The 17,911-nt window shown below is 55.2% G+C and carries 15 protein-coding genes and 1 pseudogene; 11 read left to right on the top strand and 5 right to left on the bottom strand.

The window, feature by feature from the left end:
* Positions 1–53: 53 nt before the first annotated feature.
* Both AB5Z02_RS03135 and AB5Z02_RS03130 read right to left on the bottom strand, forming a co-directional pair.
* On the bottom strand, positions 54–758 hold the full coding sequence (locus tag AB5Z02_RS03135) for an IS6-like element IS26 family transposase (RefSeq protein WP_001067855.1): 705 nt from the start codon (positions 756–758) through the stop codon (positions 54–56).
* Positions 759–822: 64 nt separating this feature from the next.
* A pseudogene (locus tag AB5Z02_RS03130) lies at positions 823–2,073 on the bottom strand (transposase); the annotation flags it as partial.
* 191 nt (positions 2,074–2,264) lie between these two features.
* On the opposite strand from AB5Z02_RS03130, the gene AB5Z02_RS03125 reads away from it, so the two are divergent.
* The gene (locus AB5Z02_RS03125) at positions 2,265–2,882 is read left to right on the top strand and encodes a recombinase family protein (protein WP_047439809.1); all 618 of its coding nucleotides are present in this window, start codon (positions 2,265–2,267) and stop codon (positions 2,880–2,882) included.
* Here the strand turns inward: AB5Z02_RS03125 and AB5Z02_RS03120 are convergent.
* Positions 2,879–3,202, bottom strand: coding sequence for a hypothetical protein (locus AB5Z02_RS03120; protein ID WP_047439811.1), 324 nt, complete (start codon positions 3,200–3,202; stop codon positions 2,879–2,881). The genes AB5Z02_RS03125 and AB5Z02_RS03120 overlap by 4 nt on opposite strands.
* A gap of 737 nt (positions 3,203–3,939) precedes the next feature.
* On the opposite strand from AB5Z02_RS03120, the gene hsdR reads away from it, so the two are divergent.
* The 10 genes from hsdR to repC all read left to right on the top strand — a co-directional run bounded on the left by hsdR (position 3,940) and on the right by repC (position 15,018).
* The gene (gene hsdR / locus AB5Z02_RS03115; protein WP_103261034.1) at positions 3,940–6,405 is read left to right on the top strand and encodes an EcoAI/FtnUII family type I restriction enzme subunit R; all 2,466 of its coding nucleotides are present in this window, start codon (positions 3,940–3,942) and stop codon (positions 6,403–6,405) included.
* A gap of 120 nt (positions 6,406–6,525) precedes the next feature.
* A complete protein-coding gene (locus AB5Z02_RS03110; RefSeq protein ID WP_103261035.1) occupies positions 6,526–8,013 on the top strand; it encodes an N-6 DNA methylase in 1,488 nt (495 codons plus the stop codon).
* On the top strand, positions 8,013–9,764 hold the full coding sequence (locus AB5Z02_RS03105; protein WP_103261036.1) for a restriction endonuclease subunit S: 1,752 nt from the start codon (positions 8,013–8,015) through the stop codon (positions 9,762–9,764). The genes AB5Z02_RS03110 and AB5Z02_RS03105 overlap by 1 nt, the downstream gene beginning before the upstream one ends.
* The gene (locus AB5Z02_RS03100; RefSeq protein WP_081990753.1) at positions 9,764–10,471 is read left to right on the top strand and encodes a DUF3800 domain-containing protein; all 708 of its coding nucleotides are present in this window, start codon (positions 9,764–9,766) and stop codon (positions 10,469–10,471) included. Before AB5Z02_RS03105 ends, AB5Z02_RS03100 begins: the two co-directional genes overlap by 1 nt.
* Positions 10,465–10,950 carry a hypothetical protein gene (locus AB5Z02_RS03095; RefSeq protein WP_197058106.1) on the top strand — a complete coding sequence of 162 codons (486 nt, stop codon included), beginning with the start codon at positions 10,465–10,467 and terminating at the stop codon, positions 10,948–10,950. Before AB5Z02_RS03100 ends, AB5Z02_RS03095 begins: the two co-directional genes overlap by 7 nt.
* A gap of 395 nt (positions 10,951–11,345) precedes the next feature.
* A complete protein-coding gene (locus AB5Z02_RS03090) occupies positions 11,346–12,128 on the top strand; it encodes a hypothetical protein (RefSeq protein WP_047439892.1) in 783 nt (260 codons plus the stop codon).
* Between the two features lie 20 nt (positions 12,129–12,148).
* Positions 12,149–12,751, top strand: coding sequence for a hypothetical protein (locus tag AB5Z02_RS03085; RefSeq protein ID WP_047439890.1), 603 nt, complete (start codon positions 12,149–12,151; stop codon positions 12,749–12,751).
* 240 nt (positions 12,752–12,991) lie between these two features.
* On the top strand, positions 12,992–13,327 hold the full coding sequence (locus AB5Z02_RS03080) for a helix-turn-helix domain-containing protein (RefSeq protein ID WP_015848536.1): 336 nt from the start codon (positions 12,992–12,994) through the stop codon (positions 13,325–13,327).
* Positions 13,314–14,192, top strand: a complete 879-nt coding sequence (locus AB5Z02_RS03075; RefSeq protein ID WP_323136994.1) for a helicase RepA family protein — start codon at positions 13,314–13,316, stop codon at positions 14,190–14,192. Before AB5Z02_RS03080 ends, AB5Z02_RS03075 begins: the two co-directional genes overlap by 14 nt.
* A gap of 25 nt (positions 14,193–14,217) precedes the next feature.
* The gene (repC, locus tag AB5Z02_RS03070) at positions 14,218–15,018 is read left to right on the top strand and encodes a replication protein C, IncQ-type (protein ID WP_052200084.1); all 801 of its coding nucleotides are present in this window, start codon (positions 14,218–14,220) and stop codon (positions 15,016–15,018) included.
* A 201-nt stretch (positions 15,019–15,219) separates the two neighbouring features.
* On the opposite strand, the gene AB5Z02_RS03065 is transcribed toward repC, so the two are convergent.
* Both AB5Z02_RS03065 and mnmE read right to left on the bottom strand, forming a co-directional pair.
* On the bottom strand, positions 15,220–16,359 hold the full coding sequence (locus AB5Z02_RS03065; protein ID WP_047439882.1) for a site-specific integrase: 1,140 nt from the start codon (positions 16,357–16,359) through the stop codon (positions 15,220–15,222).
* A 161-nt stretch (positions 16,360–16,520) separates the two neighbouring features.
* Positions 16,521–17,882 (bottom strand): tRNA uridine-5-carboxymethylaminomethyl(34) synthesis GTPase MnmE, encoded by a 1,362-nt coding sequence (gene mnmE, locus AB5Z02_RS03060; protein ID WP_042063286.1) that lies wholly within the window; start codon positions 17,880–17,882, stop codon positions 16,521–16,523.
* Positions 17,883–17,911: the final 29 nt, after the last annotated feature.

The raw sequence follows: 17,911 nt of genomic DNA, 5'->3' as shown, positions 1-17,911 counted from the left end.
CGGCACTGTTGCAAAGTTAGCGATGAGGCAGCCTTTTGTCTTATTCAAAGGCCTTACATTTCAAAAACTCTGCTTACCAGGCGCATTTCGCCCAGGGGATCACCATAATAAAATGCTGAGGCCTGGCCTTTGCGTAGTGCACGCATCACCTCAATACCTTTGATGGTGGCGTAAGCCGTCTTCATGGATTTAAATCCCAGCGTGGCGCCGATTATCCGTTTCAGTTTGCCATGATCGCATTCAATCACGTTGTTCCGGTACTTAATCTGTCGGTGTTCAACGTCAGACGGGCACCGGCCTTCGCGTTTGAGCAGAGCAAGCGCGCGACCATAGGCGGGCGCTTTATCCGTGTTGATGAATCGCGGGATCTGCCACTTCTTCACGTTGTTGAGGATTTTACCCAGAAACCGGTATGCAGCTTTGCTGTTACGACGGGAGGAGAGATAAAAATCGACAGTGCGGCCCCGGCTGTCGACGGCCCGGTACAGATACGCCCAGCGGCCATTGACCTTCACGTAGGTTTCATCCATGTGCCACGGGCAAAGATCGGAAGGGTTACGCCAGTACCAGCGCAGCCGTTTTTCCATTTCAGGCGCATAACGCTGAACCCAGCGGTAAATCGTGGAGTGATCGACATTCACTCCGCGTTCAGCCAGCATCTCCTGCAGCTCACGGTAACTGATGCCGTATTTGCAGTACCAGCGTACGGCCCACAGAATGATGTCACGCTGAAAATGCCGGCCTTTGAATGGGTTCATGTGCAGCTCCATCAGCAAAAGGGGATGATAAGTTTATCACCACCGACTATTTGCAACAGTGCCCATCGGCGTAGTAGTGGATGTGGTCGATGACAAAGCCGGTGCGGGTCAGCGTGCGCCGGAGGATCGGCAGAAAATCGACCAGGAACGAAGTAGCGCGTGTGACGACGGCCGGTACGCCGACACGCGCCACGGCCTCGGCCCAGCGCGCGGCCGGCGGTTGGAGCAGGCCGTTGTGCACCGAACCGTGGTAGGTGCCGACCGCCAATGTGAGCCAGCGCTCTAGCTCGCGCAGCGTCAGGGCGGCCTTGTTTTCGGAATCGTAGTCGCCGCGCTGGTCAGGGTTGGAGAAGGTCGTTCCCGGCAGTTCGTCGTGAATCATCTGCATCGCCGTGCCGATGATCCGTTCCACGATGCCGCCATAGTGCGGCTGTCCCAGCGGGCGATAGTCCAGCCGGATGCCATGCTGCTCGCAACCCCGGCGCAGGGCCTCGCTCTTGAACTCGGCCGCGTTGTCTAGGTAGAGCAGCAAGGGCTTGCCGCTCATCTGCCAATCCATTTCCACGTTCAGTCCTTCCAGCCAAGGGCGCTTGTCGCAGGCGACATGCACGAGGCACAGGCCAACCGAAACGGCAGACGGCGCTTCCAGCGTGACGACCATGCCGAGCACGCAGCGGGTGAACACGTCGATGGCGAGGGTCAGGTACGGGCGGCCAATAGGTTGCCGGTCGCGGTCATCGACCACGATCAGGTCGATGACCGTATGGTCTATCTGCACCTGCTCCAGCGGCGCGGTCACGGCAGGAGGCTCGCCGCCCACACCTTGTAGGTCACGAGCGGCATCCTGGCCTTCCCGCCGGCGGATGACCTTGCGCGGGTCAAGGCTAGCGATCCGTAAGGCCACGGTATTGCGCGCCGGCACTCGCAGTTTTTGAGCCTTGCACACCTGAGTGACTTCGCGGTGAAAGGCCGCTAGGCTGCGCTTCTGCTTGGTCAGGAACCGCTTTTGCAGTAGCTCGTGGATGACGCGCTCGACCGGTTCCGGCAAGCGCCCCTTACCTTTACCTCCACCGGACTGGCCGGGCACCAGATCCGTCACGAGGCCGCTGCCTTGCCGGGCACGCCGGATCAGAACGTATACCTGGCGCCGAGACAAGCCCAGCGCCTGAGCCGCCATATCGGCCGCTTCGTGCCCGACCGTCTCCGACTGCGCCAACGGACTGATGATCTCCGCACGACGGCGCGCACGCTCCCAAGCCTCATCAGGCAGAGTGGCCACGCCTTGTTCTGGAATCCGTGGGGTGTCCGTCGCCATGCTCACCTCGCTTTGGTGCACACGAGTATTGAGCATAGTCGAGATTGGTGCAGATCACTTCTGATATTGAACTGTCAGGAGCTGGCTGCACAACAGCCATTACGCCCAATCAACTGGTGCAGTCGTCTTCTGAAAATGACATATTGAACCAATAATTAGGAACCACTTTAAACAGACCGATGGGGGTTTCAATGTTCATACGGGCGTATTTACGTGCATCGACAGTGGAACAGGATGCTGAGCGGGCACGAGAGCTTCTGATAGGTTTTGCTGCTGAGCATGGCCATCAGATTGCCAGTTTCTATGTGGAGAATGAGTCGGGAGCGACGCTGGACAGGCCTGAGCTTATGAGGCTGATCCGCGACGCTGCAGATCGTGACATTGTGCTGGTAGAGCAGATTGATCGTCTGGCCCGTCTCAATCAGACGGATTGGCAAACACTGAAGCAGCTTTTGGCACAGAAACAGCTCTCCATCGTTTCTCCTGAGCTTCCGACTTCCTGGGTGGCATTACAGGGGGACAGCCGCTCCGAGTTCACCAGCGCCATTTTGCAGGCTGTAAATGGCATGCTGTTGGATATGCTCGCAGCCGTCGCTCGTAAAGACTATGAAGATCGCCGTCGCAGGCAGCAGCAGGGTATTGCCAAGGCCAGGGATGAAGGGAAATACCGTGGTAGGCAGAAGGATGAGAAGAAGCGTCAGCACATCGCCAGGCTGTTGGTGACAGGCCACAGTTATTCCGCGATTCAGGAGATGCTTGGTTGCTCAAGGTACCTTATCGCCAGTGTGGCCAAGGAGGCGCGCAGTTAGCTCCAGAAGTAGTAATTTTTGATGACCGGCCCACCCTTGCGTTTTGGGCGTGGGGTTGTCTTGAGGGTTTTCGCTGTCCAGATAAGAGCGATGCTCAGCGCAGTGAACAGCCCGGCGGGCCAGTGCCAGCAGGCGAGTGCGGCAAGAGCCATTAACTGCAACCTGGCCGTGATGGGGCGCCTGGTAGCCCAGGCCAGTATTGGCCAGCACCAGTAAACCGGTGGCAGGCAGATCAGTAGCCATGCAAACAGCGTGTCGCCAAGTGCCATCAAGCCCAGCGCAACCAACGCCATGAGGGCGATATCAGCGATCGGTTTCATGGTGTCTCTCTTTTGCATGCGCCTTGTAGCTATACAGACTCCACACGAAGACAAGCGTGAAGAAGGCCAGCAAGCCTACCATTCCCCAACTGAACGCATCCATCGTGTTACTCCACCAATGAACATGATTTCAGCATGGCACTGAAGGTCTTGGTATTCAATCAACTTATTGAAAATGTTGACTTTGTTCGTTCGTGACAAAGTTGGAGTACTGGAATCCAGTGGCTTATTGACCAGTGGAATCAGCGCCCTTATCCCCGGCCAATCCCTGTCCAATTCCTTTCCACATAACTATCTATCTGGAATCTTGGTGCGGATATTCCAGATAGTGGAATGTCGCTTCAGAACGAGCACCTGGAATATTGATAGGGGCCTTCCCATCTATCTGGAATGTTCGTGCTGTTTTTCGCTCTGGAATGTTGGCCACTCTGTCTGAGGTGAGTGGGAAAACCCGGTGTGCTGGAATTGATGGGGGCAGATTCCTATCTATCTGGAATCTTGGCCTCTGCATTCAGCGAGAGCCAAACCGGCTGACTTGCTATGGGACTAACTCAAGCGATGCCCTTCAACAATCATTCACTACGACCTAGTTACGCCATTACCAGACGTTTCCTTGACCCGAAGGCATGCCATCAAGAGCTGCACCCATGTTGCTTTATGAGTCTGAAATCAATAAAACCCGGCTGAATTTATGAGAGAATCTTGAGCAATATTGTCCCCCGACCGGAAGAGTGCTCATGGCCGAGATCAACAAAGCAACCCTCACCGAAGCCGACATCATCTCGAAATACCTGCTGCCTGCTATCAAGGCTGCGGGGTGGGATGACCTGACTCAGGTTCGCCAAGAGGTGAAGCTGCGGGATGGCAAGGTGGTGGTGCGCGGCCAGATGGCGGCACGCAAGAAGGTCAAATCGGCCGATATCGTGCTCTATCACAAGATGGGCTTGCCACTGGCGGTGATCGAGGCCAAAGCCAACAAGCATGAGATTGGCAAGGGGATGCAGCAGGGGCTCGATTATGCCCGTCTGCTGGATGTGCCGTTCGTATTTGCCAGCAACGGCGATGGTTTTGTATTTCATGACAAGACCAATCCGGCCAAGCTGGAATCCGAGATCGCGCTGGAGGACTTCCCCAGCCCCGGCCAGCTTTGGGACAAACTCTGCACCTGGAAGGGTTACACCCAGGCACAGTTGCCTGTCATCAGTCAGGACTACTACTCGGATGGCAGCGGCAAATCTCCCCGCTATTACCAGCTGCAGGCCATCAACAAGACCGTAGAAGCCATCTCGAAAGGTGAGGATCGGGTATTGCTGGTGATGGCCACCGGCACCGGCAAGACCTACACCGCATTCCAGATCATTTGGCGTTTGTGGAAGGCGGGCGCCAAGAAGCGCATCCTGTTTTTGGCCGATCGGAATGCGCTGGTGGAACAAACCAAGCGTAATGATTTTCAGCCTTTTGGCTCGGCCATGGCCAAGGTCACTGGGCGTACTGTCGATCCTGCCTATGAGATCCACCTTGCCCTCTATCAGGCGCTCACCGGACCAGAAGAGTCACAGAAAGCCTTCAAGCAGGTCTCACCCGGTTTCTTCGACCTGATCGTGGTGGATGAGTGCCATCGGGGCAGCGCCGCCGAAGACAGCGCCTGGCGCGAGATCCTCGAATACTTCTCATCGGCCACCCAGATTGGTCTCACTGCCACGCCCAAAGAGACCGCAACCGTCTCCAGCACCGATTATTTCGGTGACCCTGTTTATACCTACTCCCTCAAAGAGGGAATCGAAGATGGTTTTCTTGCCCCCTACAAGGTGGTGCGGGTCGATATCGATGTCGATCTGCAGGGGTGGCGTCCCACCAAAGGGCAGATGGACAAACAGGGCAACCTGATTGAAGACCGTATCTATAACCAGAAGGATTTTGACCGCACTCTGGTGATCGACGAGCGTACCCAGCTGGTGGCCGAAACCATCACCAACTACCTCAAGAAAACCGACCCGATGGCCAAGACCATCGTGTTCTGCAACGACATCGATCATGCCGACCGGATGCGACGGGCGTTGGTCAACCTCAACCCGGAACAGATGGCCAAGGATGAGCGCTATGTGATGAAAATCACCGGCGATGATGAGTTGGGTAAGGGGCAGCTTGAGAACTTCATTGAGCCGAAAAAGCCCTATCCGGTCATCGCCACTACTTCCGAGCTGATGACCACTGGCGTCGATGCCAAAACCTGCAAGCTGGTTGTGCTGGACCAAAATATCCAGTCCATGACCAAGTTCAAGCAGATCATCGGCCGTGGTACCCGCATCGATGACAAGTACGGCAAGCTCTGGTTCACCATTCTCGACTTCAAGAAGGCCACCGAGCTGTTTGCCGATCCCCGTTTCGACGGCGAGCCGGAGCGCGTCATGGTGATCAAACCGGCAGACATCAACAATCCGGATGAAGGCTTGGGCGATATCATCGGCGATGCCGATCTGCTGCCAACCGATGAACCCGGCGACAATGACGATCCGTTTGCTCCCGGAGTCGATGAACAACCCGGCAGCTACACAACCGGTAGTGATGGTGGCCAGAGTAGCGCTGGGGGCCAGGGCGCAGGCCCGCTGGGTGGCCCCGAGCCCGGGGTCAGCAAGTATTATGTCAACGGCGTGGCGGTCAGCGTCATCGCCGAGCGGGTGCAGTATTACGATGCCGATGGCAAGTTGGTGACCGAATCCTTCAAGGACTACACCAAAAAGACCCTGCTCAAAGAGTTTGCCACCCTCGATGCGTTCACCAAACGCTGGCAAGCCGCCGAACGCAAGCAAGCCATTATGGATGAATTGGCTCAGGCGGGCGTGCTGTGGGAGGTGTTGGAGCAGGAAGTGGGCAAGGAGCTCGACCCGTTCGACCTTATCTGCCATGTGGTATACGATCAGCCGCCACTGACCCGCCGCGAGCGGGCCAACAACGTCAAAAAGCGCAACTACTTCACCAAGTACAACGACACCGCCCAGCAGGTTCTTACCAGACTGCTCGACAAGTATGCCGATCAGGGGGTGACCGAGATTGAGACCAAGGATGCGCTAAAAGTCGCCCCCTTTACCGAGTTGGGGCGCCCGCTGGAGTTGGCCAAGAAGGGTTTTGGTGGCCCCAAACAGTTCGAGCAGGCCATCACCGAACTGGAGCAAGAAATTTACCGTGAGCAGCAGAGCGCCTGACGACCTGACTGCTTCTGAACTACCATGCGGCCATTCCAATGATGGCCGCTTGTTTTATCGATACTCCTGACGCATTCGCCCCTGTATTCGTCATCATTTTTGTAAAAAGCAGAGAATTCCATGTCATCCATCAGCTCAGTCATCAAATCCATTCAGGACATCATGCGCAAGGACGCCGGTATCGACGGCGATGCCCAGCGCCTCGGCCAGCTCTCCTGGCTGCTGTTTTTGAAAGTGTTCGACGCCCAGGAAGAGGAGTTGGAGTTTGAGCAGGATAACTACCGCTGCCCCATCCCCGAGCGCTTCCTGTGGCGCAACTGGGCGGCCGATAGTGAAGGGCTGACAGGCGATGCCCTGCTCGATTTCGTCAACAACGACCTGTTCGACAGCCTGAAAAACCAGCCTGCCAATATCGATCTCAACCCCCGTGGCTATGTGGTGAAAGAGGCGTTCAGCGATGCCTTCAACTACATGAAGAACGGCACCCTGCTCAAGCAGGTGATTAACAAGCTAAACGAGATCGACTTCACCGACAGCAGTGAGCGCCACCTGTTTGGTGATATCTACGAGCAGATCCTGCGCGACCTGCAAAGCGCCGGTAACGCGGGCGAGTTCTACACCCCCCGCGCCGTCACCCGCTTTATGGTCAACCGCATCGACCCCAAACTCGGCGAGCGGATCATGGACCCGGCCTGCGGTACCGGCGGCTTTCTCGCCTGCGCCTTCGATCATGTCAAAGAGCACTATGTCGAGACCTCAGCCGACCACCAGACTCTGCAGCAGCAGATCTTGGGGGTCGAGAAGAAGCAGCTGCCGCACCTCCTTTGCACTACCAATATGCTGCTGCACGGCATCGAGGTGCCGGTGCAAATTCGCCATGGCAACACCCTCGACAAACCGCTGTCGAGCTGGGATAGCGATATCGATGTGATCCTCACCAACCCGCCCTTTGGTGGTACCGAAGAGGATGGCATCGAGCAGAACTTCCCGGCCGATCTGCGCACGCGCGAAACTGCCGACCTGTTCCTGCAGCTGATTATCGAGATCCTGAAAAAGGGCGGTCGCGCCGCCGTGGTGCTGCCTGATGGCACCCTGTTTGGCGAAGGGGTCAAAACCAAGATCAAGCAACTGCTCACCAGCGAGTGCAACCTGCACACCATAGTGCGGCTGCCCAACGGCGTGTTTGCCCCCTATACCGGCATTAAGACCAATATCCTCTTCTTCACCAAGGGTCAGCCCACCAAGGATGTCTGGTTCTATGAGCACCCCTATCCGGCTGGGGTGAAAAACTACAGCAAGACCAAACCGATGAAGTTCGAGGAGTTTGAAGCCGAGATCGCCTGGTGGGGCGATGAGGCGGACGGCTTTGCCGCCCGGGTAGAGACCGAGCAAGCCTGGAAGGTCAGCATCGACACCATTATCGAGCGCAACTTTAACCTCGATATCAAAAACCCCCATGTTGGTGAGCAGATAAGCCACGACCCTGAGGAGCTGCTGGCGCGCTATGCCAAAGAACAGGCTGAAATTCAGACCCTGCGTAACCAGCTAAAAGCCATTCTGGGCGACGCCTTGGGCAAAGGTGCGGCCAAGCAAGGGGGGCAGGCATAATGGCGATCGAGAATCTGATTACCGACCACCTGGATCTATGGACCGCGGCGGTTCGCCCCAAAAGCAGTGCCGGGCGCGGTAGCAACAGCAAGCTGGAACTCACCGGCATCAAAAAGCTGCGAGAGCTGATCCTAGAGCTGGCCGTGCGCGGTAAATTGGTGCCGCAAGACCCCAGCGATGAACCGGCCTCCGTGCTGTTGGAACGGATCGCCGCCGAAAAGACGCGGCTGGTGAAAGAGGGCAAGATTAAAAAGCCCAAAGCCTTGCCAGAAATTGGTGAGGAAGAGAAGCCGTTTGAATTACCGGATGGGTGGGTGTGGTCAATGCTTGCAGAGATCGCAGAGATCAATCCACGTAATGAAAGCGATGATACTGTTGACGCATCATTTGTACCCATGTCTTTAATCAGCACCGCATATAACGGGCAGCATGAATTTGAAGCAAGGAAGTGGGGCGAGATAAAGAAAGGTTTTACCCATTTTTCTAATGGGGATATTGGCATAGCAAAAATAACACCATGCTTTGAGAATAGTAAGGCTGCAGTTTTTCGTGGTTTAACTAATGGAATAGGTGCAGGAACGACAGAGCTTCATATAGCTAGACCATATACAGATTATGTTTCAGCATTCTTTATATTATTAAATATAAAATCGCCTATATATCTCAAAAAAGGTGAGGCAGGAATGACCGGAACCGCAGGTCAAAAGCGACTTGCCAAGGACTTTTTCTCATTCTATCCATTGCCAATTCCGCCATTTGCAGAACAGCACCGCATCGTTGCCAAAGTGGATGAGCTTATGGCCCTCTGCGACCAGTTGGAGCAGTGCAGCGAATCGCAGTTGGCGGCCCATCAGACGCTGGTGGAGACCCTGCTCGCCACACTGACAGACTCCTGCGATGCCGACGAGTTGGCGCAAAACTGGGCGCGGCTAAGCACTCATTTCGATACCCTCTTTACCACTGAGGCCAGCATCGACGCCTTGAAACAGACCATCCTGCAACTGGCAGTAATGGGTAAGCTGGTACCGCAAGACCCAAGCGATGAACCCGCCTCCGCCCTGCTGGAACGCATCGCTGCCGAAAAGGCGCTGCTGGTCAAAGAGAAGAAAATCAAAAAAGAGAAACCGCTGCCGATGATTCGGGCGGAGGAACAGCTATTTGAGCTACCAATAGGTTGGGAATGGGTTAGATTTAGCCAAGTTGCACACTCTCGCCTTGGAAAAATGCTCGATAATGCAAAAAATATTGGCAATGAATTGCCATATTTAAGAAATACAAATGTGCAGTGGGATCTGATTGAGCTTGATGATATAAAACAAATGAAAATCGATGATAATGAAAAAGATGAGCTAGCTCTTAGGTATGGTGATTTATTGATATGTGAAGGTGGTGAACCTGGAAGATGTGCTATTTGGAAGCATCATAATAAGGAAATGTATTTTCAAAAAGCACTGCACCGAGCAAGGCCTTATCAAGGGGTAATGGCAGAGTATTTACAAATTTGTTTAACTAATGATGCTGCTACGGGAACCTTAGAACAGTATTTTACAGGAGCAACAATTAAGCATTTTGTTGGTGCAAAACTGAATGAATATTCAATTCCTCTACCTCCTACTGCGGTACAAAAATTGATAGTAGCTAAAGTCGATGAACTGACGACACTCTGCGATCAACTTAAATCCCGCCTGCAAACCAGCCAGCAGACCCAACTTGCCTTGGCCGAGTCGCTGGTGGAAGGAGCCCTTGCCTGATGAGCCGCATATTTAATGTCTATTGTGATGAGTCCTGCCATCTGGAGAACGATGGTCAATCGGCCATGGTGCTTGGGGCTGTATGGTGTCCGCTGGATAAGCGCCACGAGATCGTGCGTCGCTTGCGGGAGATCAAGCAAAAGCATGGGTTGGCGCCGGATTTCGAGGTGAAGTGGACCAAGGTTAGTCAGTCGAAACTCGCCTTCTATCGTGACCTGCTGGATTACTTTTTCGATGATGATGACCTTCACTTTCGTGGTCTGGTTATCCCGGATAAATCACAGCTAAATCATGAAGCGTTTGGGCAGAGTCATGACGACTGGTACTACAAAATGTATTTCGTCATGTTGAAGACGATCTTTGAGCCGCAGAATGGCTATCGAGTCTATATCGATATCAAGGATACCTTGGGGCATGAGAAGATCAGCAAGTTGCATGATGTTTTGTGCAATAACACGTATGACTACTCGAAGAAAATCATTCATCGGGTGCAGCGGATCCACTCTCATGAAGCCGAGTTGCTGCAAGTTGCGGATCTTTTGATCGGAGCCCTGAGCTATCTGCATCGAGGGTTGACCAGCAGCCAAGCCAAGCTGGCGTTGATTGAAAGAATACGGCAACGAAGTGGTTACAAGCTGACACACAATACCCTTCTGCGAGAGAGCAAGTTCAATCTGATGGTCTGGTGCAGCAGGGGTGGATGGTGATGCAACCTATATGGCTACCTGACCTCATTCTGATGACCGCCTCTGGCGGTGATTGGGGGCGTTTTTTCTCTGCTGTTTATGCGGCCTTCGAACAAGACTTTGTACTCAACAAACCCGAGTTCAGAGGCAAGCGTCTTGGTCTGAAACGTCATCCTGAATATGCCGGGAAATCAGCGACCTTCTGGCACATGATTTCAACTGGAGAAGTTGAAGCAGAGCGAGAACCCGATTTACGTCGATGCGAACGCATCCGCTGGCCCAAACCCATCATCGAGAATGATAGCGATCCTGAGCTGAAGGTGTGGGCTGAGCCTCGTGGCAAGCAACAACGCATCCATATCTGGTTTGAAGCGGAAGGCTACCTAGTCGTGCTGGATGATCGAGGAGAATACATCCTGCCGTGGACGGCATTTTTCATCGAACATGAGCACGAACGGCGCAAGTACAACAAGCGCTGGGAACGGTATGGGAGTTATTGACTGCTAGGGGAGGGAATTAAGCTGGCCGCGCCCTCCGGAGAGGACGGGGCCGTAACTCCTTCTACGCTGACGCCAAAGGCTGGTAGATGAGATGCGCAAAGTGTAACGGTTACCCCGATGATTAGCAACCGACTGGCTGTATGGCGAAGTAATAAGGCGTGTATGCCGACACAAAGACAGATTCAAAAAAACAACCCCGGCGTAAGTTGCAAAGCAACCAAGAGGCCGGGGTCATGTTGCGGGAAACCTTAAAGAGACGCCCTCTTTCAGTCAAACATTTTTACCCCATTTTGTGATGGATAGAGTGGTAGTCGAGTGGATATCAAAGCAGGATCTCGAAGGCTCTTCAGCTAAGTGAGAGCCTGCTTGAAATATCAATATTACAAGGAGTTGCGATGCTACATGCAATCCTGCATGGCAAGGCTGGGCGTATCGAGCGGGAAGGGGAATCCCTGCGCTGGCGCGACCTGTTTAAAGGCAGCGAAGATCTGCTAACTGCCACTTTCTTTGGCCGTCTGCCCCACCTCTCGGACGGTACTCTGGGGGCCGTGCTGCACTTTCTACTCGGTGACAATCCGCTAGACCCGGCCAGCTTTCAACGGCTGGAGCTGTGGCCAAAACTGGTATCGCTGCAGGATCGCCGTTATGTCGAGCCCGATGTGCTGCTCCACTTTGACGACACGCTGGTGGTTATCGAGGTGAAGCCCCCGTTCGGTGGCGACCAGTATCGGGAGCAGTGGCTGGCGCAGGTCAATGCTGTGGTCAGTGAAGCCGAGTTTGATGACTATGAAGACCGGCTCTATTACGTGGCACTTGGCAATATCCCTGTCGCTCCGCTGTCTCCCCCCGATCTGCCGAAGCGCTTTGTCCAGATGACCTTGCGTGAATGGGAGCCACTGCGCCGCTATCTGCAAACTGCCTCCGAGTTTGAATCCTGCCGTCAGGATCGCGCCATCCGCGATGAGTGGCTGCAGGCGTTTGAGCTGTTTGGCATGGCCCCGGTGGTACCTGAATGGGCGCCGTTGTTTGCCTACGCAGGGCGGCTGGATCTGGATTGCGGGGTGATGTCAGAGCGGCAAATTACCCCACCCGCTGAGCCTACTGGTTGGGCTGCTCTGCTCGATTATGCCGGGACATTCCACCTATCTCGCCCCGATTTCTCTTTTTTGAATCACTGACTCTGGCTAAGGATGCCGTCATGCCACACGATCTTGAACAGACCACCCAGCTGGTGACCCAACTGCAACAAGCTCACCGACTCGCAGCCGGTTTCTACCAGCGTATCCTCCCGCTATTCGATCAGATCGCCAGTCAGGCGCTGGACGCCGAGTTCTGGTATTGGGAGCCCAGCGAAAATAGCCGCCCCTGCCGCTCAGGAACCCGCCCTTCCAGCAGCTGGGCATGGGACTATCTGCCACTGTTTGCATCGAATCACGCTTACCGGGACAGGAATGGCGATAAGGCTCTGCAAGGTGATAAGACGCTGATTTTTCGCCTCTATATCGATGATGATTTCCGTCAAAACTCAGCCTTGCGTGCACATACGAAGGGTCAGCCTGATCCTTTGCAACTGTCTGGCAACGCCGTGGTTGAAGTAAATCTGTACCGTTGCCTGCAGGATAGTGATAACCACCTCTGGGATCTGCTCAAGCAGGTTAGCTGGCCTGCTCATCAACCTGACTGGCAGCAAAGTGACAAATGTCATCAGCTTGAGATCTGCTCCAATCATCTGCCGCTCGCCCAGCTGCTTGCCGACCCTGATAGCGTGGCCGATTGGATCAAAGAAATGAACCATCGCTGAGCCTGTGGTTGGCTTGGGATAGCCAACCTAGTGGAGCCTAATGACTTTACTGGCGGTCTCTCGCCCAAATGTCATTTGGCTCTACCAACCCCCCTTCCTGTTCCCATCTTAAATTTCACATCCGAAAATTTTCCAGAAAACGCTGTAAGTGCCCAAAACGGGCACTTACAGCGGTCTGGATTTCGTTAGGTCCCCGGTACGCTCTTGCATGCTGATGTTTGTAACTAGGAGACAATCTGCATGCGCGAACAAAATTCGTCAGTTTTCAGTGATCCGAATGGGGCAATCCTGAAAGAGCTTTATGAGCTTAAGCAGTTGGTAATCCAGCAAGGACAGGCGCAAAAAGAGGTGCTTTCTGCCGAGGAGTGCGCTGAGTTGCTGGGGGTTTCTGTCTGCTATGTGTACCGGCTGACCAGTGAAAAGCGTCTGCCGCATTACAAGCCACAAGGCAAAAAGATCTACTTCAAGCGCGTTGAGCTGCTGGACTGGCTGCTCTCCCACCGCATTTCACCAGACGCCGAACTCACTGAGCATGTAACCAAGCGTGTGCGGCAAGCTAGCCATGGGCGGTTGTGAGGTGGGTATGACACAGGATCTGATTACATCTCTCTGCCCCCGGGATCTCCGGTCGGCTTTTATTGAACCTCCGAAACCCCTCGATTTTGTCCTACCGGGGCTGCCTGTTGGCTGCGTTGGTGCGTTGGTGTCACCGGGAGGGGTGGGCAAATCGATGTTGGCATTGCAACTGGCAATGCAGATCGCCGGTGGGCCGGATTGGATTGGACTTGGCAAGCTGGGCAGGGGAACCGTGCTCTACCTGCCTGCTGAGGACCCTTGGCCTGTACTGCACCAGCGCTTGTTTGCCTTGGGCGGAGGTCTTGATGCTGAACTTCGTGCCAACGTCGAACGAAACCTTCGTCTTATACCGCTGCAGGGCTCCAGTCCGAATGTGCTGGATAGCCATTGGTGGGAAGCGATTGCTATATGGGCTGAAGGGGTGAGGTTGATTGTCATCGATACTTTGAGGCGCTTCCACGATGCCGACGAGAACGCGGCCTGTGCCATGACGCAGGTACTGGGTCAGTTGGAGCGGCTGGCCATGAGGCTGGGATGCGCTGTGTTGTTTGTACACCACACCAGCAAATCCGCAGTATTCCAAGAAGTTGGCGATCTGCAGCAGGCAAGCCGTGGTTCGTCGGTGCTGGTAGACAATGTGCGCTGGCAGGGCTACCTCGCCACTATGACCAAGAAAGAGGCGCAGCAGCTGGGAGTATCGGCAGAGAAGAGCAAGCTTCACGTGCGGTTTGGGGTAAGCAAAAGTAATTATGGGCCGCCACTACCGGAGCGCTGGTTGGTGCGGGGGGAAGGTGGCGTGCTGTATCCCGCTCCCGCTAGGTTGGGCGTAACACGCCGAGCGGGAGGCAAACGTGTCTTGCTTTGAATTGACTCATGCTAGGCATGACCATATGCACTGTCTTGCACCCGGGTTGTTTAGGGCGATCTCGCATGGCCAACGCCGCCGTGACAAGCTGGAGGTGATTTACCGTTTCGGTGGTGGCAATCAGATCGAGTTCTCCGGGCCTGAGCCGCTGGGTGCAGATGACCTCCGTGTGCTTCAGGGGTTGGTTGCCCTGGCTGGACTTGAGTCACAAAGTAACGAGATTGAGCCAGTTGCGGTGAGCGAAACTGGGGCGATATTGCGAGATCTTCTGGATCTTCGTTGGGCTGCCAACCAGCAAAGGGTATTGGTGGTCAGAAGCAGCCTGCGCAAACTGGCCAAGGAGGTTGGATACGCCAATCCTCGGGATACCAATACTGTACGTTGCTGTATCGAGCGATTGTGGAAGGTGTCGGTGATCGCAAAGGTGGCTGGCCAGCGTAGCGGCTTTCGCTTATTGGCGAACTATGTCAGTGACACTCAGACTGATGGACTTTTTTTGGCGCTTAATCCCTTGCTGACCTACGCCATTATGGGTAATGGTCGCCATGTTCGTATCGACATGACAGAAGTTCGGCACTTGAATGGCAGCATCGCTCGGTTGTTGCATCAGCGGCTATGTGCCTGGGTGGATTGTGGTCAGAAAAGGGCAGTGCAGTTAGACACCTTGGTCGCTTATGCCTTTCCCGATGAGGTCAGCACGGCCACCCATCGCAAGCGGCAATCAAGAGTTCGTAAGGCATTGGATGAGCTGACTGCTTTGGGCTGGTCTATCTGCGAACATGCCAAGGGGCGGTTTACCATCGGCCGGCCTGCACTATCACGATAACGGTCACAAACTATCACGAAAGTGGTCACAAAGTTCACGATAACGGTCACAAGCCAATTCAGTGAAACCCAGTTACCGCTTGGGCTGCAGGGCGATCCTGAAATCCGATCTATATTATCTAAGATAATCTAGGCCAGCGCATGGTCGCGCTGGCCTATTTGTTGGCTCTTCCTGGCCATGATCTCGTCGAGGGTGCTTCTATCACTCCAATACGTTGGGAAAATCGAGCATGGCATCTCTACGCCGTGATTCAAGGATGTCTGCATAGATCTCTGTGGTTCTCAGCTCACTGTGTCCCAGCAAGCGGGAGAGGGCATAGATATCGACGCCGCGGTTAAGCTGGATGACGGCGAAGGTATGACGCGCGCTGTGGAAGGTTACCTTCTTGGTTATACCCGCCTGCAACGCCCACCGGGTGAGCTCCATGTTGTGCCAAGCCGAGTACTTGAGGCCCTTGAAGATCCGCTCTGTTGCCTTGCCTGAGCGCCCCATCAGCTGCATCGCCATGTCATTCAAATCCAGGTATTGCAGGCCGCTGGTCTTTTTCTGGGTGAAGACGATACGGTAATGGCCATAGAAAGGCTCCAGCTCGGCCCAGGTCAGCTTGTGAATGTCGGACCAGCGCAAGCCAGTGCAACAAGAGAACAGAAAGGCGCGCTTAAGAACGTCATAGCGGCACTCAGCCTGGGCCATGGCCCGAACCTCATCTTCGGTCAGATAAACCCGCTTGTTCTTCTCCCCCTGGATGACTTTGACGCGTCGTACCGGATTATCCATCAGCAGCCGCTCCTGCTCTGCTTGGTTCAGGGCTGCCCTCAACTTGTTGAAGTAGGCACTTTGGGTGTTGCGGCTCAGTGGCGTGCCGCTTTTGGTGCGGGCCTTGTGCATCAGGTAGTGCCGAAAACCCTCCAGGAACAGCTGATCGACCTCCTCGAAAGTCAAATCAGGCAGTTTATGGTACTGGCGCAAATGCTTGAGGGTAGACACCCAGATGGAATAGTTGCTCTTGCTGCCTGCCGCCTTTTGGTCGGTCACTTCCTGGAAGTACTCAAAGAAGCTGGCCTTGTGGGCGCTCGATAAATCCAGATGGTGTTTGCCGGTCTCGTATTCGAAGAGCCGCTTGGCGCGAATGGCTTCGGCTGCCCGCTGGGTTTCTTTGTTGTGAAGCCGCTGTGCCGGGGTACGCGGCTTGTCGTACAGGAAGAGATCCAGGGGCTCTCTGCTGCGCTTGTGCTTGCGGATGCCTGTGGCGGGATCAAGGTAGGAGCCGGCGTAGTAGGTTAAGCGCGCAGTGCGCTTGCCTTCGGCGTCCGGTTCGCGGAATTCGATGCTGATCTTCATGAGTGTCCCCCAAAAGTACCCCAAGAGGTTACTTCGGGGTACTCTCGGGGTAAATTCTCACGAAACAAGATCAGGTAAGAACAGCCAGTAAAAACAAAGTCCAATATTTACAATGTCTTATGTTCTTTATGGCTGCTTTTTATTGCTGATTTTTCACCACATTACTTGCCGATGCAGAAGCTGGAGAAGATACGGCCCAGCAGATCGTCGGAGCTAAATTCGCCGGTGATCTCGGAGAGGGACTCTTGCGCCAGGCGCAACTCTTCGGCCACCAGCTCGCCGGCCACGAACACTTCCAGCTGCTCTTTGGCCACCAGCAGCCGCTCGGCAGCACGCTCCAGCGCATCCAGATGGCGGCGACGGGCCATAAAGCCCCCTTCGGTGTTGCCCTGGAAGCCCATGCAGGCTTTCAGGTGCTCGCGCAGGGCAGGCAGTCCCAGCTCGGTCTTGGCGGAGATGCGGTAGACGGCGTGGCCCTGCTCCTGGCTCGGTGCCAGATCCTCGCCGGTCAGATCGGCCTTGTTGCGAATGACGGTGAGGCCGATGTTTTTTGGCAACCGATCAACAAATTCCGGCCAGATCTCTCGCGGGTCAACCGCGTCCGTGGTGGTGCCATCCACCATAAACAGCACCCGATCGGCCTGTTCGATCTCGGCCCAGGCGCGCTCGATACCGATCTGCTCCACCTTGTCCTGAGTGTCGCGCAGACCGGCGGTGTCGATGATGTGCAGCGGCATGCCATCGAGATGGATATGTTCGCGCAGCACGTCGCGGGTGGTACCGGCAATCTCGGTGACGATGGCCGACTCGCGGCCCGCCAGGGCATTGAGCAGGCTCGATTTGCCGGCGTTGGGACGACCGGCGATCACCACCTTCATCCCTTCCCGCAGCAGAGCGCCCTGTTTGGCTTCCCCGCGCACGTCGTCCAACTCGGACATGATGGCGTAGAGGTCGCCCGCCACCTTGCCGTCGGAGAGGAAGTCGATCTCCTCGTCCGGGAAGTCGATGGCCGCTTCTACATAGATGCGCAGCCGGATCAGGCTCTCCACCAGTTGCTGGATTTTGCTGGAGAACTGCCCCTGCAGGGAGTGCATGGCGCTGCGGGCGGCCTGTTCGCTGGAGGCTTCAATAAGGTCAGCGATAGCTTCGGCCTGTGCCAGATCCAGCTTGTCGTTGATGAAGGCGCGCTCGCTGAACTCGCCGGGGCGGGCAGGACGAATGCCGTCGATTTTCAGAATGCGGCGGATCAGCATGTCCATGATGACGGGGCCGCCGTGGCCCTGCAGCTCCAGCACATCCTCGCCGGTGAAGCTGTTGGGGGCTTTGAACAGCAGGGCGATGCCCTGATCCAGTACCTGGCCTTGCTCATCCCTGAACGGCAGATATTCGGCGTAGCGCACCCGCGGGAGCTTGCCGAGCACTATCCCGGCGACCTGTTCGGCGGCGGGGCCGGAGACCCGGACTATGCCGACGCCACCACGGCCTGGCGCGGTGGCCTGGGCCACGATCGTATCTGTTGTCATCTTGCTTGGCTCGTTTGTTCGCTGATAGG

The organism is Aeromonas sp. R2-3, assembly GCF_040908375.1.
Taxonomy (GTDB): Bacteria; Pseudomonadota; Gammaproteobacteria; order Enterobacterales; family Aeromonadaceae; genus Aeromonas; species Aeromonas veronii.
Note: the sequence above shows the minus strand (reverse complement) of the source record. Positions and strands in the feature narration are given on the sequence as shown.

Bases quoted from the DNA above. Each gene is read 5' to 3' on its own strand.
- AB5Z02_RS03135 (WP_001067855.1), bottom strand. From the start codon at position 758: ATGAACCCATTCAAAGGCCGGCATTTTCAGCGTGACATCATTCTGTGG.
- AB5Z02_RS03125 (WP_047439809.1), top strand. From the start codon at position 2,265: ATGTTCATACGGGCGTATTTACGTGCATCGACAGTGGAACAGGATGCT.
- AB5Z02_RS03120 (WP_047439811.1), bottom strand. From the start codon at position 3,202: ATGAAACCGATCGCTGATATCGCCCTCATGGCGTTGGTTGCGCTGGGC.
- hsdR (WP_103261034.1), top strand. From the start codon at position 3,940: ATGGCCGAGATCAACAAAGCAACCCTCACCGAAGCCGACATCATCTCG.
- AB5Z02_RS03110 (WP_103261035.1), top strand. From the start codon at position 6,526: ATGTCATCCATCAGCTCAGTCATCAAATCCATTCAGGACATCATGCGC.
- AB5Z02_RS03105 (WP_103261036.1), top strand. From the start codon at position 8,013: ATGGCGATCGAGAATCTGATTACCGACCACCTGGATCTATGGACCGCG.
- AB5Z02_RS03100 (WP_081990753.1), top strand. From the start codon at position 9,764: ATGAGCCGCATATTTAATGTCTATTGTGATGAGTCCTGCCATCTGGAG.
- AB5Z02_RS03095 (WP_197058106.1), top strand. From the start codon at position 10,465: ATGGTGATGCAACCTATATGGCTACCTGACCTCATTCTGATGACCGCC.
- AB5Z02_RS03090 (WP_047439892.1), top strand. From the start codon at position 11,346: ATGCTACATGCAATCCTGCATGGCAAGGCTGGGCGTATCGAGCGGGAA.
- AB5Z02_RS03085 (WP_047439890.1), top strand. From the start codon at position 12,149: ATGCCACACGATCTTGAACAGACCACCCAGCTGGTGACCCAACTGCAA.
- AB5Z02_RS03080 (WP_015848536.1), top strand. From the start codon at position 12,992: ATGCGCGAACAAAATTCGTCAGTTTTCAGTGATCCGAATGGGGCAATC.
- AB5Z02_RS03075 (WP_323136994.1), top strand. From the start codon at position 13,314: ATGGGCGGTTGTGAGGTGGGTATGACACAGGATCTGATTACATCTCTC.
- repC (WP_052200084.1), top strand. From the start codon at position 14,218: ATGCACTGTCTTGCACCCGGGTTGTTTAGGGCGATCTCGCATGGCCAA.
- AB5Z02_RS03065 (WP_047439882.1), bottom strand. From the start codon at position 16,359: ATGAAGATCAGCATCGAATTCCGCGAACCGGACGCCGAAGGCAAGCGC.
- mnmE (WP_042063286.1), bottom strand. From the start codon at position 17,882: ATGACAACAGATACGATCGTGGCCCAGGCCACCGCGCCAGGCCGTGGT.